Annotated in this window: 8 protein-coding genes and 1 pseudogene; 3 read left to right on the forward strand and 6 right to left on the reverse strand. The window is 43.2% G+C overall.

What is annotated here, in order from left to right; translation table 11 throughout:
* Positions 1 to 264: 264 nt before the first annotated feature.
* Both QQ041_RS09100 and QQ041_RS09105 read right to left on the reverse strand, forming a co-directional pair.
* Positions 265 to 1,827 (reverse strand): PAS domain-containing methyl-accepting chemotaxis protein, encoded by a 1,563-nt coding sequence (locus QQ041_RS09100; RefSeq protein WP_146490795.1) that lies wholly within the window; start codon positions 1,825 to 1,827, stop codon positions 265 to 267.
* A 166-nt stretch (positions 1,828 to 1,993) separates the two neighbouring features.
* Positions 1,994 to 2,425: pseudogene (locus tag QQ041_RS09105) on the reverse strand (Lrp/AsnC family transcriptional regulator).
* Between the two features lie 382 nt (positions 2,426 to 2,807).
* Between QQ041_RS09105 and QQ041_RS09110 the strand changes: the two are divergent.
* Together QQ041_RS09110 and QQ041_RS09115 are read left to right on the forward strand one after the other, a co-directional pair.
* On the forward strand, positions 2,808 to 3,125 hold the full coding sequence (locus tag QQ041_RS09110) for a hypothetical protein (protein ID WP_285953671.1): 318 nt from the start codon (positions 2,808 to 2,810) through the stop codon (positions 3,123 to 3,125).
* Between the two features lie 55 nt (positions 3,126 to 3,180).
* Entirely contained in the window at positions 3,181 to 5,937 is a 2,757-nt protein-coding gene (locus tag QQ041_RS09115) for an immune inhibitor A domain-containing protein (protein WP_285953672.1), read from the forward strand.
* A gap of 238 nt (positions 5,938 to 6,175) precedes the next feature.
* On the opposite strand, the gene QQ041_RS09120 is transcribed toward QQ041_RS09115, so the two are convergent.
* Positions 6,176 to 7,351: an MFS transporter gene (locus tag QQ041_RS09120; RefSeq protein ID WP_285953673.1), complete on the reverse strand. Its 1,176-nt coding sequence runs from the start codon at positions 7,349 to 7,351 to the stop codon at positions 6,176 to 6,178.
* Positions 7,352 to 7,633: 282 nt separating this feature from the next.
* Here QQ041_RS09120 and QQ041_RS09125 point away from each other — a divergent pair, with 282 nt between their 5' ends.
* Positions 7,634 to 8,524: a LysR family transcriptional regulator gene (locus QQ041_RS09125; protein ID WP_285953731.1), complete on the forward strand. Its 891-nt coding sequence runs from the start codon at positions 7,634 to 7,636 to the stop codon at positions 8,522 to 8,524.
* A 94-nt stretch (positions 8,525 to 8,618) separates the two neighbouring features.
* On the opposite strand, the gene QQ041_RS09130 is transcribed toward QQ041_RS09125, so the two are convergent.
* The 3 genes from QQ041_RS09130 to QQ041_RS09140 all read right to left on the reverse strand — a co-directional run bounded on the left by QQ041_RS09130 (position 8,619) and on the right by QQ041_RS09140 (position 15,642).
* Complete coding sequence (locus QQ041_RS09130; protein ID WP_285953674.1) at positions 8,619 to 13,592, reverse strand: transporter substrate-binding domain-containing protein; 4,974 nt, start codon at positions 13,590 to 13,592, stop codon at positions 8,619 to 8,621.
* Positions 13,585 to 14,610 carry an HD-GYP domain-containing protein gene (locus QQ041_RS09135; protein WP_285953675.1) on the reverse strand — a complete coding sequence of 342 codons (1,026 nt, stop codon included), beginning with the start codon at positions 14,608 to 14,610 and terminating at the stop codon, positions 13,585 to 13,587. The genes QQ041_RS09130 and QQ041_RS09135 overlap by 8 nt, the downstream gene beginning before the upstream one ends.
* Before the next feature lie 267 nt (positions 14,611 to 14,877).
* Positions 14,878 to 15,642, reverse strand: coding sequence for an ABC transporter ATP-binding protein (locus QQ041_RS09140; protein ID WP_016793443.1), 765 nt, complete (start codon positions 15,640 to 15,642; stop codon positions 14,878 to 14,880).
* Positions 15,643 to 15,652 lie beyond the last annotated feature (10 nt).

Below are 15,652 nucleotides of genomic sequence, written 5' to 3' on the forward strand. Positions count from 1 at the left end.
CCCCGTATAAAGGTAATTCGCTCCTTTTGAGGCTATACAAGGAGCACTAATAAAACTTAAGCAAATGGTGGTAACAATAAGGGGGCGCATGCTGATGCTCTGTCTTTTAATTGGAATATGGGAAGTGTAACTTAATCACAATTGAACGATGTTTTATTTTTGTTTCAAAGCTTTTCTAACCGCCACTTTTCACCTATGAAAAAGCCCTGCATATTATACAAGGCTTTCTGTTAAGTCTGATTCAGATTATCTGTGGCAGCGATTCTATTTTTCTTCGAAGCGCTTCGCCAGTTGGTAGAACTCATTCACTTGCTCTTTTAGCTCTGTTGAATGATCTTTAACAGAATGTGTGGCAACCAAGTTTTGTTCTGCGGTCGATGCGATAGATTGCATGTGAAGGTTAACTTCACTCGAAAGAGTACGTTGCTTGTGAGCTGAGTTTTCAACAGACTGCATCAATTCGTTCATGGATTGCATTAGGTTTTCGACTTCAGACAAGCGCTCTGCACTCACCTTCGCAACATCACCACATGCGTCCGTTTGCTCACGGTTCGCCAGAATATCTTTTTGCCAGCCTTCAATTGTTGCCAGCATGGTATCAATACTCTCTTTGATCTGAACCGTAGCCTTTGAGGTTCGACCCGACAACGCGCGCACTTCGTCTGCAACGACAGCAAAGCCTCGTCCTTGCTCGCCCGCTCTAGCCGCTTCAATCGCAGCGTTCAGTGCCAACAAGTTGGTTTGCTCGGCGATTCCACCAATCTCTTCCATTATCTTACTCACGCTCTGTGCTTGGTCGCTCAGTTGGTAAGTCGTTTGAGTCGCCTTTTCAGCCTGAGAAGCTAGGCTCTCTAAGTTTTGATGAGTTTGATTAATGCTTTCTTTAGCGCCAGCGCAGGTTCGCAAAGTCACATCAACAATCTGGTGTGCTTCTTCTGTGCGAGAAGAGACCTCATTTGCGGTTACTTCAACCTCTTCAGTCGCCTCTCGTACTTGAAGAATGTCTTTTGTTTGCTGATCTAAGGCTTCTGATACTTCATATGACGTGGCATTTAAATTATCTGCCAAATCTTGTAATGGCTTAGCTGAATCTGTCATACGACCCAGTACAGTGCGAATACGTGCAGACAACAGTTTTAAGTGAAAATCGGCAACAGAGAACTGACTATTACCTGAATAGACAAGGCGACTAACACTATCGAATTTCGATTGCAGCTTTTTTAACTGCAGTGGAGTATCAATGAGCTCTTGTCGGAAAAGCAGTGCTAATGCTGAAACTGGAAGCAAGCTCAGAAGCCATTGCGACACTTGCCCTACTTCGACTAGGTTTGAAACCAGAGGTGCGGCCAAAGAGCCTAACAAAACTGCGTAACGAACACTGTCACTGATCTGTAATGACCATTGGCGGCCAGATTTCTCAGCTTTCAATAAGCCTTGGTAGGCCTTATCTGCAATCTGCACCCACTCATTCTTCGGTTTAACACGAACAGACTGATAACCACTCACCTTGCCGCCCTCGTAGATTGGGGTAACGTAAGCATCGACCCAATAAAACCCACCGGATTTGGTTTTGTTTTTTACGATGCCACGCCACGCTTTACCTTGTTTTAGGTTGACCCACATATCTGCAAAAGCGGCTTTCGGCATATCGTTATGTCTTACGATATTGTGGTGTTGCCCTAGCAATTCTTGTTGGCTGTATTCCGCTATGCGACAAAAAGCATCATTACTGTACGTAATCACGCCTTTTAAGTCAGTGGTAGAGACAAGTTGTTCGTTTTCGCTTAGAAGCGTTTCACGAGATTGAGAAGATGAGCTGACAGTCATTATATTAACTTAGGTTAATTATTATTTTAGGCGAGGAATATATACAATTATTAAAGTTATGACAAAATGTGAACGTCACATTTTGTGTAAATGCCTGCTATTTATACAAACAATAGCTAAGTACCTCACAAAGCTAATAACTTCACATACCTTCTCAAGCTAACAGTCACGACTCATCTAAGTTTACTGCAGTGGTAAACTTCACGGTTCTCATTGAGACAGATGTATGGAATTTACGAATATTCAGATCTTTGCGCAGTACTGGCTCCACAAAGTCTTCGTAGGCTTGAATGTCTCTGACCGTCACAATCAACATGAAGTCAAAGCTGCCTGATATCTGATAGCACTGCGTGACCTCTTCTGCCTTTGAAATAGAATGGCGAAAGATTTGGTAAATATCCCCTCGGTCACGCTCCATTTCCACGGATACAACCAAAGTCATCTTACTGCCAGTCAGTTCTGGGTTGATGATAGATACATCACCAACTATCACGCCCTCTTCTCTCAGCCGTTTCACTCGCTTTAAGCAAGCAGGCGGTGACAACCCGACCAACTCTGCTATTGTTAAATTTCACGCCCTTGAAACACTGAAAACCATTCTCAGCACCCTAATTATTGATATTTCGAGTGAAAATAATTTGAGACTGGATATTTACTAAACACTCAATTATTACATGAATTTTTTTAACACCGACAATAAAACATTCATTTGATTAATTATAACCCCACGCCTTACATAAAGCGCTCTGAAGTATAATAACCATTTACCCAATACTGATATTAAATATTAATACTATCAGCTATTAATGCACCCAACCTTACTAAATAACTAACAATAATATAAATAACAATCCTTATTTGATATTAACTCTTAATGTTGAAACCGGAACGGATAATTATTTGTAATGATTATTAGTTTGATTAGTTAATTTTATAAATATATTTTGTTGCATAATCAAAACCGATGGCTTGATATAAAAATGTCACATAAAACAATGGCTTTAATGGTTTTATCTTTTTCCTCACTGTCACAGGCTTCCACCTTTGAGAATGATGAACTGTTACTCAAGTCATTGATTGAAAGAGGCGTAATCTGTCCTGGCTTAACCTATGAAGACAATCAAAAAGCTTTGCGTATCTATCTCAACGCTAAAAAAGTAAAGAGCACTCAGTTTGATTCAAAAAATATAAAAGAGACAACCAATACAAAAGAAATAGAAAGTACGAAACATACAGCAAACACACGTCAGTTAAATAAGACACCACAAGAGTGTATTAGGCCAGACTCGGACAGCTGATTCGAATAAGGCAGTTGATACTGATATCGACATGGAAATATAAAAAGGAAATATAATGAAAATGATGAGAAAAACATTGTTGGCTTCAGCAATGCTTACTCAATTTAGCGTCAGTAGTTATGCAAAAACACCTATTGATTTAGGCGTTGTTAATGAAGACAAACTTATCGAAATGCTAGTTAGACAAGGCTTAGTCGATCAAGATGCAACCAATGTTGCAAAACACGATGCTCTTGACCGTTACTTGAAAAATAAGATCAATTCCGGTTTTAAAGGCGATGCTCAATTCGGTAAAAAAGCGCTAGAACAACGAGCGAAAATACTCAAAGCCATCGAAAAAGGGTCTGGCGTTAAAAAAGCAAGCGTATTTGCTTTAGAGCTCGGCACCAAGCGTACCGATAAAGTACTCGCTCTATTGGTCGATTTCCCTGATTTAAACTGGGATGACAACAAGCTGACCGAAGAGCACACCCAAATGCTCTACGAGAGCTACAACCCAGAACATTATCAAGAGTTGCTGTTTTCAAACTCTGGCTACACAGGGCCAAACGGCGAAAACCTAATCTCGATGCGTCAGTATTACCAAAGCGAATCGGGTGACAGTTACAGCGTTGCAGGTCAAGCGGCTGGTTGGTATCGCGCCTCTAAGCCTGCGTCATTCTATGGTGGTAATTCCCCGACGACCGACAACGATCTCAACGCACAAGAACTGGTTCGCGAAGCGCTGAATCAATTGGCTCAAGATCCTAGTATCAACCTAGCCGATTACGACATCGAAGATCGTTACGATTACGACGGTGACGGAAACTTCCGTGAACCCGATGGTGTGATTGATCACCTAATGGTGTTCCACGCATCTGTTGGCGAAGAAGCCGGTGGTGGCATATTAGGCCCAGATGCTATCTGGTCTCACCGATTCAATCTTGGTCGCACACATGTACTTGAAGGCACCTCTAGCTCTCTTCCTGACCGCTTTGGTGGCCAATACGCAGCATTTGATTACACCATTCAACCGATTGACGCGGCAGCGGGTGTCTGTGCTCACGAGTATGGCCATGATTTAGGTCTGCCAGACGAATACGACACACAATACACAGGCAAGGGTGAACCAGTATCTTACTGGTCAATCATGTCCTCAGGCAGCTGGGCTGGTCAAATCGGTGGCACACAACCAACAGCATTCAGCTCTTGGGCAAAACACTTCTTACAAAAATCGATTGGCGGTCGTTGGATTAACGATGATCAAATCTCGATTGATGACCTAGAAGACAACCCACAGGTTTATACGCTGTTCCAAACCACGGATAACAGCCGTCCGAACATGATTAAAGTGGATCTTCCAGAAAAACAGATCGAAGGTTTAAAACCGTTTGCTGGTGAGTATTCGTTCCACTCTCAAAAAGGCGATGACCTGAAAAACAGCATGACACGTAAGTTGGTGATTCCAGCCGGTGATTCTGCACTGCTTTCGTTCAAAACTTGGTATGAGATTGAGAAAGATTACGACTTTGCGCGCGTGCTCGTGAATGAACAAGCCATCGCAGGCAACATCACCTCAATGGATGATCCATACAATACGGGCCTAGTCCCTGCGATTGGTGGTGAGTCTGGCGGTTGGATTGATGCTGAGTTTGACGTTTCACAATGGACAGGCCAAGAAGTAGAGCTTTCATTTGAGTACATCACAGATGGTGGCTTGGCGATGGAAGGTTTCTATCTGGATAACCTTACTTTGGTTGTCGATGGTGAAGTGACTGAGATAGACGATGGTGAAAACAACTCCACCTTCGCCCTTAATGGCTACAAACTGAGTAATGGATTCCATCAAGCTCAGCACTACTACCTACTGCAATGGCGCAGCCACATGGACGTTGATGAAGGCCTAGCTAACATCAAACGCATGGGTCAATTGATGTCATTCGACCCGGGTCTGATCATTTGGTATGTAGACGAATCTCTTACCGATAACTGGGTTGGCAAGCACCCAGGTGAAGGTTGGTTAGGTGTTGTAGACGCAGACCAAAACGCCATGGTATGGGAAAACTCAGGCGAAATTGCTCAAACACGCTACCAAGTTCGAGATGCTGCGTTCTCACTCAAAGATCATACCCCAATGCGTCTTGTGAACAGCGACAATGATGTACTTAAAGATACCAGTTTGCTTGGTAACGCTAGCTTCTCTGACGACCAAGACTACACGTCTCCTCAAGCGCCTGATTCAGGACGTATCCTGACGCAGTTTGGCTTAGCCGTTGATATTTTGAATCAGAGTAACGACAACGAATACGGTGTGGTGCGCTTATCTAAAGTAAGCCAACATAACGTCGCCCCTACTGCGAACTTCGAGCTCAATGTTACTGGCCTGAACGTTTCTTCACGTAACTTCAGTTCTGATCAAGATGGTGAGATCATCAGTTATCTATGGGACTTTGGTAACGGCACAACAAGCAACGAAGTGGCACCTACTTGGTCTTACGAGCAAGCCGGTGAATACACGGTTAGCTTGACCGTTGTTGACGACAAAGGTGCCACTGGTTCATTCAGTTCTGTAGTGAGTGTTGCATCTCCAAACGCCCTACCGGAAGCAAGCGCTAAGTACATCCACTTGGGACGCTGGGTAACCATGTGGTCAACAAGTTCAGACAGTGATGGTCGTATTGTTGATACCGAGTGGACGCTTCCAAATGGAAAAGTAAAACGAGGTCGCACATTCACTTCTATCTTTCCTTCATACGGAAAGCACGAAGTGACATTGAAGATAATCGATGACCAAGGCGGGATTACGACGAAGACCATTATGGTCGACCTGTAAGTTGCTCCAACCTCAAGTCATTGAAACAAGTACGTCGCCAATAACGTACGTACTGATAAACCAAGCTTAAGTACTGTTGTCATAGGATATAAGCCAAGACAGCAGTTTTAAGAAAACGTTATTATTTAAGCCGTAAGCAAAAGCCCTACCGACATGGTAGGGCTTTTTATTTGTCTGTATTCCAAGGAATCGTAATTTGCTCGCAGCAATAGATTTACTGATTCACACTCGATACTCGTTATACAGGCTGCTTTTGAATACGTGATTTACGTGCGCTGAACGCGCACAGTAAGATAACCGCTAACACGAATGGTAATACGTAGATATTTAGGTTCTGCCACCCTGCGGTCGATTCTAGCCAACCAGAAAGCAATGCCGTAACGGTGACACAACCAAACACAACGAATTCATTAAATGCTTGCGCCTTAGCTTTATTTTGAGGCTGGTAAGACTGGCTAAACAACCCTGTTGCAGCGATGAACATAAAGTTCCAACCTACTCCAAGTACCACCAACGCCGCCCTAAAGTGCCAAATTGATACGCCATGGATATTGATGGCAATGCTCACCACAAATAACACACCACCCGCAAGGATCATCATTCTTGAGCCGAACTTCTCGATGAGGGAACCCGTAAAGAAAGCAGGTACAAACATACCCAACACGTGCCACTCAATGACACCAGCAGCCTTAGTAAAATCGAATCCGCAACCAATCATCGCCAATGGCGTTGCAGTCATCAAAATGTTCATTACGGCGTAAGCAACCATGGCCGCAAACACAGCACCAATAAAGTTCGGCGCTTTAACGATCACACTTAAAGGATCGGCTTTGGGAGCCTGGCGATTAAAAGAGACCTTAGGAAACTGAATTGTTTGTAACAAGGCTAAAGCTAAGATGTTCAAGCCGATCAGCGAAGCAAAAGCACCGATGTACAAACCATCTGCTGACCATTGTTGAGACATGATCGCTAAGTTAGGCCCGAGTACCGCCGCCAATACTCCACCAGCCATTGATATTGAAATCGCACGGTGTCGCGCGTTTTCGTCGCACACTTCAATTGCAGCGAAGCGATAAAGCGTACCAAAACCTATACCTATCCCGAGCAAAAATGTGGCGAAGCAAAACAGATAGAAATGTTGCTGAGATAACGCGTAAGTAGCAAGGCTTGCTCCGGTAATACCCACAACATTACCGATACTAAATCCTCGCTTTCTCCCTAACTTGCCTGAAATTAAAGATGCAGGAATGGTGGCTGCCATTAAGCCCAAAAACTGTAAGGCAACAGGCAGAGTAATCATGCTGACACTGGGTGCAATCTGCTTGCCTATCAAGCCAATCACCGAGATCAGTAATATATTCCCTGTCATCAATAAGGCCTGACACAGTGAGAGCAGCCAAACATTTCTATTCATCTTCGTTCCTAAATATGAGCACAGTGGGTCACTAGACCAAAAATCCAACAAAGTCGCAACACTTTGTTACGTGTGATGAATTCAAGTAAATGGCCATTCTCTTGATAACTCGAACAATATTCCACCAAAGATACCGTGTTCTTCTCGGCTTGACGTTCTGAACGTTGAAATTATCATGACTTAAGATAATAATAATTTTTTGTTATTCATAAGCTTTGTTGTTCATGAGCTTTGCTACTTAGAAGCTCTTTGATTTATGAGCTACGGAATTTAAAGGTGAGTATGATTAATCCACTTTGGCTCAAGACATTTAAGACTCTGGTTGAAGTTGGACATTTCACCCAAACCGCAGAAAAGTTGTACATGACACAACCAGGAGTGAGCCAGCACATCAAGAAGCTTGAACAAGCTTGCAATTGTGACCTGCTATCTCGGGAAAATAAAAGCTTCGAGCTGACCGAACAGGGTCGGATTATGTATCGCTATGCGCTCAAGCTAGAAAAAGACCAAGAAGATTTATTCGAATCTCTGAGTTTTGATAATCCTTATGCTGGACAATGTCACCTGTCTTGCTCTGGTTCACTCTCTTTACGTCTGTACCCCAAGCTTCTTGAACTTCAGCAGCAACACCAAGATCTGAGCATTAACTTAGAAGCGGCTCCAAACAAAAAGATATTGAATGACCTGATCCAAGGCACCACCGATATCGGCATTGTTAGGCACTCCCCAAACGACAGTTACTATCAGAGCCAAGTCATTGGTAAAGAAGCACTCTGCCTCATCGTTCACAGCAGTCTGGCTCACTTAGAGATAACACCACAAGTACTGCACGACATTGGCCTTATTGCGCATCCAGATTCTGCTCACTACCTGTCTTTGTATTTCGATCTGTGTGGAGACAAGGATCTCGCGAACATCAACGTTAATGAAATACCAAGATCTGGCTACATCAATCAGCTTCACCAGATCTTGCTGCCAGTATCGAAAGGGCTTGGGTTTACGGTTTTACCTGCGGGCGCTGTAGAGCATTTTCCAGAACGCGATAAGTTGTATGTTGTCCCGCCAAAAGTGGAAGTTGAAGAAACACTGTATTTGGTTCAGAAGCGGAACCGAAAACTACCACACAGATACAACACAGTGATCGAGCTAATCAAACAAAACGTCAGTAATTAGTTCGGTACAAATAGACTTAAAGCCTTTAGCTAGTTGGTTATTTCACTGTAAGAGCTAAAGGCTTTAATGTTGAAGTGATATTTATAAAAGACCGCTACTCAGAAGCGCCAAGCCCCTCTTTAGCTCCTTCAAAGTCGTAGTTATCTAACGCACTTCGAACATCTTTAAGAACAACAGAATGCGGATACTGTGCCTGTAACTCAGTCACATATTGAGTTGCATCGTTATCATAAGCCTCGAGCAGTGATAACAATTTAGTGCGCTGCTCTTGCGTGATAAGAGGTGAATCCAATGCTTCATCACTACTTAGCTCGGTTTCCTGAGTACATGCCGCATCAGCGTCTTCAGCGCAAGGCATATCAAAGCTGCTCTCGAGCTCTTTAATCAGCTCAACTAGCTCAAGTTCACCTTGTTTAAGATCCTGCTCATTACACGCCTTATTATGAGCCTTGTGTTCTAAATCACTGAGTCGTTCAGCTAATCGTAATCCACCAATCGAAGCAGCCATACTTTTTAAAGTATGAAGATTACGCTCTAACGTTTCCCAATCGCCTTGTACTAAGTTATCAGAAGCTTCCGACATCGTATCTGGCGCGCCTTGGCAGAACCTATTAAGCATCTTGGCTTGCAGTCTCACATCATGATAAGTCAGTTGCTCAAATCTCGACTGAGAGAAAATAGGTGGCTCAATTGAGGCATCAGAGCTTAATACCGCACTCTCATTAGAATCAACAGTCTGTTTCGTATGTGAAGACGAGTCAGATGGCGCTCGACCTTCTACTAGCACCTCAGGAACAATGTACCTCGTAATCAAAGACATCGCTTTATCAATAACAATTGGCTTATCCAAGAAGTCGGTTACACCCGCTTTCCTCGCTCGTTGTTTCGCATCGGCAAACACATTGGCCGACATTGCAACAATCGGTACATCTGTATCAAACTCGCGAATCAAACGGGTTGCTTCAAAGCCATCCATAATCGGCATTTGAAGATCCATAAAGATTATCTCGTAGTCGTTATTTTGAGCTAATTCCAGCGCTTCCTTTCCGTTTTCAGCAAGATCCGCATTCAATTTAGAACGACTGAAAAATGCTAAGGCTAGATCTTGGTTCAGCTCATTGTCTTCAACCAATAGTACTCTTTGCCCTTTGAACTCAACCTGATAATCCAACTGCAGCTCTTGGGCTTTAAAGTCGGCTAACTCATCCGCGCTTACTCGTGGCAATGTCAGCACAAATGAGAACTCACTGCCCTGCCCGTAAACACTCTCCACAGTAATTTGACTGCCCATCGCGTGCACTAATTTCTGGCTAATGTTAAGCCCAAGCCCCGTACCACCAAACCGACGGGTCGTTGTGCTATCCGCTTGGCTAAAGGCTTCAAACAGCTTGTGCAGATTCTCATCCGAGATGCCTATCCCGGTATCCACCACACTCACCTTCATGGTTAGGCTGTTATCGTTAGACTCGACAAGGTCCACAGTTAACGCTACGTTGCCTTTTTCGGTAAACTTAATCGCGTTACCAACAAGGTTAAGAATGACTTGGAACAACCTCAATGGGTCACCTCGCAACGACGAGTCTAACTCCGGGTCTATAACCATCGACAAATTGAGTTGCTTCTCAGCCGCTTTCGACTCCATCAGCTCAATCACATCATTAAAGGTCGTCACGGGGTCAAACGGGATGTTATCAATAACAAGTTGCCCTGCTTCTATCTTAGAGAAATCAAGGATGTCATTGATTATGCTGAGTAACGAATGACCTGAACGATGCACTTTTTCGATATAATTTCGAGCGACAGGATTAGATATTTCGCCAATAGCCAGATAAGACAAGCCAATAATGGCATTCATTGGTGTTCTTATCTCATGGCTCATATTGGCTAGGAACTCAGATTTAGCTTGGCTAGCCAAGTCGGCTCTCTCTTTTTCTTCTTCCAGTTGTTCATTTAGACGCTTCATCTCAGAGATATCAAAAGCCCAGAACAGTGTTGCTAATTCACCATCTAACTCAAACAAATAGTAACTGACTAACGCAACAAAGCGGGTTCCATCAGACTTCCTAAGTACCAACTCTCTATTTTCAACCTTGCCATTGAGGCTAAGCTCATTATGGATTTTGTCACGAACATCTAAAGAGTCGTGAATAGAGGCCACATCGATAGAGGACAGTTCTCGATCTTCAACCCCAAATAAGCGCTTCGCAGTGTCGTTTGCATAACGAGCCTTCTCCTCAAGTACAACAGCAGCGGCAATTGGAGAGCTGTTCAACATATTGTAAAGTTGCTCCTGAGCTTTCTTAAGCGCCTCTGTTGCATCATTGGCGATGCTGATCTGCTTAGCGAGCTTTCGATTCCAAAAAACAATAAGTAACACAATGATCAAAGAAAAAGCCGAGATGGTGTAAACCAACTCGTAATCAACTCTTTCTATTGCCTTTGGTGCCGCCCACTTTGCGGAGATTTTCTGATGGTCTTCAGCAGAAATACCCTCAATCGCTTTATTTACAATAGTAAAAAGCAAAGGTTGAGACTTGGTGACATGTAAAGTTGGTGAGAGGAAAAAATCGAGTCGACCGATAATTCCAATCTCTCGGTGACCAAATGAGTCAATGAGATAGTTGAGGACATCGACCGTATCGATCATGCCATCTAAGGTTTTATTATCTAATCTGTTGAGCCCGTCTTCCGTAGAATCTACCTTTACCCATTCAACGTTCGGGTACTTATCTAAAATCGCGTTAGTATTTGCCGCATTCTTCAAGATGCCGATTTTCCAACCATCAGCTTCTTCAAGTACCAAGCTACTAACGTCTCTTCTCGATGCAATGGCCAAACGACTTGAAAACAAGCTTTTAGCTGCTTTGACGTTATCCCCTAACGAGCGATTTTCTTGAGCAGCAGAGACCAGATCCACCTCATGATGATCAACCAAGCTTCGAGTCTCAGACCAACTTTCAACGTTTACATGGTTAATACTTAACCCTGTTTTTTGCTCAATAAGCGTTAAATAATCGTCAATCATCCCGATATACTCTCCGGTATTTGATACCGCCTCATAAGGGAGAGAGTTTGGATCGATACCTATCCTCACATCTGGGTTATCTTTGATCCATTGTCTTTCTTTTGGGCTTAAATTTAAAATCTCGCCAATTAAATTGTTTGCTTGATACACATCTGCGATATAGCGTTTGGCCGATTCACCAAACGAATCAAACTGCTCGACCGCAGGAAAATAAACGTGGTTTCGTTCTAGTGATTTAGTATCAAAATAGAAAGTCATCGAACCAGAGTTGGTACTCCCTCCCTTGGTTCTATAATTCGCCACCTTGGTGACTGATGAAAAGTGAGAGGTATTTTTCTTCTCTCCATATTCATCAACTAGGTTGCCTATGTACCAAGATTTGATCGGGCGACTATTGTTATCCGCTTGTGCGGTGATCACCTGAAAAGAACTGTCCGTGTCGAAAATTTCAAACACTTCCATCAACTCTTCAAAGCGGTCATTGACGATAAAATACGCAGATATTTGCGCGATAATATTCGCTTTTTTAAGGACTTGGCTTAAATCACTCTGCACCTGCATCTCGATAATTTGGTTTAAGCCGTCATCCGCCTGCTTAAGCCTTTTAATCGCGGCATTGAAACTATCTCTGATTTCTTCACTCTTAAAGTCAACATAGATCGGATACTCAATCTTATAATCGTCATGTAACGTTAGCTCTGCCATTTCGATAAAACGAGTATTGGTGATAAACCATTCCAGTACTCTGCGTTCAACCATTAACAGGTCAACATTTTGAGCCCTAAGCTGTGAGAATGCCGATTCAAGATCTTCGTAGTCTTCGACACGATCAATGTCTAACTTGCCCTTCAATACTTCAACAGAGTTTTTAATTGGGGAGGTCTCGTCAAACAGTAGCGCCCCCAATGACAACTCTTTTTGGGATTGGAGGTTAAGTTTGCGTCGAGCGAGTGAAACAGGAACAAACTCAACATTAAGAACGTTATCACTTAAAAAGTGCACATTAGGATCATCAAACTGAACACCAGAAACAAAGGCTATAGAATTATTGTTATCGATGGCCTTTCTAGCGGCGCTAGGAGGAAGAGTGACAACGTCACCTAGCTTATATCCCATATCATTAAGTGCACGCTGAAGAATGTCGTGTTCTAGTCCGACTGCGGTGCTGTCTGGGTACATATACGGAGGGTTACCAAAGCCGAATACGCCCTTTAATGGCACTCGATAAGGAGAACTGTCTAACCACTTTGATAGAATCTGGTTCTTATTGTCCACATCGAAGGTTTCAATCTGCTTGTTTATTAGCGTCAGCAGCTCTGTTTCATCGGTTCGGACCACCATTGATGCTTCTAACCTTTTCCAGTGCTCCAGAACATAATTGACCGCTAAATCATGAACACCAATTTTTTTTGCCAGATCCATGGTGGTAATTGGCTCACCTACAATGCCTTCAACATCGCCTTCCCCTAAAGCTCGTACCGCATCAATAACATTTTCAAAGTCGACTCTCTCAACAGAGCTCAACCTCACTCCTGCGCGCTCCAAATCAATGTTTTCATTAACCATGGCAATACGACGCTTATGATTTTGATCTAAGTTAGTATCAATCTTATTGTCAATAGGAACAATCACAGCAACCTGATAAGGAATATACGGTTCACTCGCAAGAAACCGTCCACCTTCACTAGGGTCAAATTGCTGAAATGGGAAGATATCTCCTCGTCCGTCTAACAAGGCTTCTTTCGCCTCAACACGAGATCCCACGCTGATAAATCGAGCATGAACACCAAACCTATTCTCAAGGTCTAATGCCCAATCTTTTATGATCCCAGACACTTGTCCGTCATCATCAATAAAGGAATATGGGTAATGGTCGGTAAGGGTAATAAAAGTTACGGTTGGCTTATCTGCTAACCACTGGTTTAGTTGGGCGTCCGTCGCTTCATCAGCATGAGCACTACGAATAAGCAGTGGCCACGCCAAAAGCACGAGCACAAGAGAAACAACAAAACGATATAGCGACGACATTAAGCGCTCACTCATCTTTAAACTTCTCTTTGATACTTAATATTTGAGGTAGGTTTTCAAACAGTAAATCGACAATTCGAGGGTCAAAGTGTTTACCTTTTTGCTCTTCAAACAAAGCGAGCGCTTCATCGACACTCCACGCTTTTTTATAAGGACGCTCTGCCGTCAGTGCATCAAATACATCAGCCACCGCAGCAATTCTTCCTACTAAAGGAATTTCTTCACCCGCGATCTGGTTTGGATAACCACTGCCATCCCATTTTTCATGATGATACTGCGCGACTTGAATAGCCATTCGCATCAACTTGGAGTCGCTCTGTCTTCCAAGGATCTCAACACCATACTCGACATGCTTCTGCATGATGGTCCATTCGTCGACGTCCAATTTACCAGGCTTGAGTAACACACTATCTGGAATACCAATCTTGCCAATATCGTGCATTGGAGCCGCGTCACGCAGGGTTTCAGCATCTTCGTCTGTCATGCCTAACGCCTTGGCTAATATTTCGCAATAATGGCTCATACGCATTACATGCATGCCGGTTTCATTATCTTTAAATTCAGCCGCCCTACCCAATATGTTAAGGGTCTCTAGCTTACCCAGATTGATCTCTTGAGTTTTCTCTTTCACCTGACTAAACAACGCACGTTGCTGGTCATAAAGAGCAATATGGGTTTTTACACGTTGTAGTGCAATTTCAGGTGTAATTGGCTTCGTTAAATAATCAACTGCACCTAAGGACAAGCCTTTCACTTCAGCTTCAGGGCCAATCTTCGCGGTAACGAATATAATGGGGATATGCGCAGTATTTGGCTGAGCTTTTAATTGACGGCACACTTCGTAGCCATCGATGTCAGGCATAATGATATCAAGGAGAATAAGATCAGGCTGAGGCACCATCTTGGCAATCTTAATACCGATGGTACCGTTAATCGCAACCTTTACTTGATAAGTATCTTTGAGTATTGCAGTTAACACGTCCAAGTTGCTCGGGGTGTCATCCACGACTAACACTATAGGCTTACGACTCATTGATACCTCATATAAAAATCAAACAGTTATAATCATAGTGTAGATGGCTTTTCGTACCTCTCAACATGAAAAAGACAAATGTTTGTTAAAAATGAAGGATAGATCTTCGAGTGACATCAAACTAACGGTGAGTTGATATGCATGTCAGAAACTCGTCGTACAAACTTTATACAATTCATCGAGTAACTTACCTTAGTGTTCATTTTGGTCGCTAGATGGATGTCCATATCGGCATTCGAAACTAGAACAATCTATCGACTCAGGAACCTAACGACCTGAGTAGTACATACAGATTCGAACACCATCGAACTCGCGAATCTCAAATGGGATCTCGTAGATCGATTCCATCACGGACTTTTCAACCACTTCCGAAACCTTACCTGACTTAACCACTTTTCCTTTCTTCATCGCGACAATGTTATCTGAATAGCAAGAAGCAAAGTTGATGTCGTGAATCACAATAACCACCGCTTTATTAAACTCATGCGCTAAACGACGCAGCGTCTGCATGATTTCAACCGAGTGTTTGATATCTAGGTTATTCAGTGGTTCATCTAAGAACACATAATCCGTATCTTGCGCCACAACCATCGCGATAAACGCCATTTGACGCTGACCGCCACTCAATTCATCAAGGTATTTGTTTTGGATGTCGGTAATGCCAAGGTGCTCTAGTGCCGTATCGACGATCTTATGATCTTCGTCTTTCAAGCGGCCTTGAGAATGTGGGAAACGACCAAAACAGACCAACTCACGAATCGTAAATCGCATATTGATGTTGTTTGACTGTCTTAAGACGGCAAGGTGTTTCGCCAACTCTTTGGTATCCCATTCAGCCAGTAATTTATCACCAATAACGACCTCGCCCGCATCACTTTCGGTTAAGCGACTCGCCATAGAAAGCAGCGTACTTTTACCCGCACCATTTGGGCCAATGATAGAAGTCACTTCTCCTTTCGGGAACATAGCACTGGCATCATCAACCACGAGTGACTTGCCATACTTCTTAGTTAAACCTGTTAATTTAATCACTACTTACTAC

It is taken from the genome of Vibrio sp. TMPB1044, from assembly GCF_030442075.1.
Taxonomy (GTDB): Bacteria; Pseudomonadota; Gammaproteobacteria; order Enterobacterales; family Vibrionaceae; genus Vibrio; species Vibrio satsumensis.

Excerpts from the sequence above, each read along its gene's own strand:
- QQ041_RS09120 (WP_285953673.1), bottom strand. The coding sequence starts at position 7,351 with ATGAATAGAAATGTTTGGCTGCTCTCACTGTGTCAGGCCTTATTGATG.
- QQ041_RS09130 (WP_285953674.1), bottom strand. The coding sequence starts at position 13,592 with ATGAGTGAGCGCTTAATGTCGTCGCTATATCGTTTTGTTGTTTCTCTT.
- QQ041_RS09125 (WP_285953731.1), top strand. The coding sequence starts at position 7,634 with ATGATTAATCCACTTTGGCTCAAGACATTTAAGACTCTGGTTGAAGTT.
- QQ041_RS09110 (WP_285953671.1), top strand. The coding sequence starts at position 2,808 with ATGTCACATAAAACAATGGCTTTAATGGTTTTATCTTTTTCCTCACTG.
- QQ041_RS09115 (WP_285953672.1), top strand. The coding sequence starts at position 3,181 with ATGAAAATGATGAGAAAAACATTGTTGGCTTCAGCAATGCTTACTCAA.
- QQ041_RS09135 (WP_285953675.1), bottom strand. The coding sequence starts at position 14,610 with ATGAGTCGTAAGCCTATAGTGTTAGTCGTGGATGACACCCCGAGCAAC.
- QQ041_RS09100 (WP_146490795.1), bottom strand. The coding sequence starts at position 1,827 with ATGACTGTCAGCTCATCTTCTCAATCTCGTGAAACGCTTCTAAGCGAA.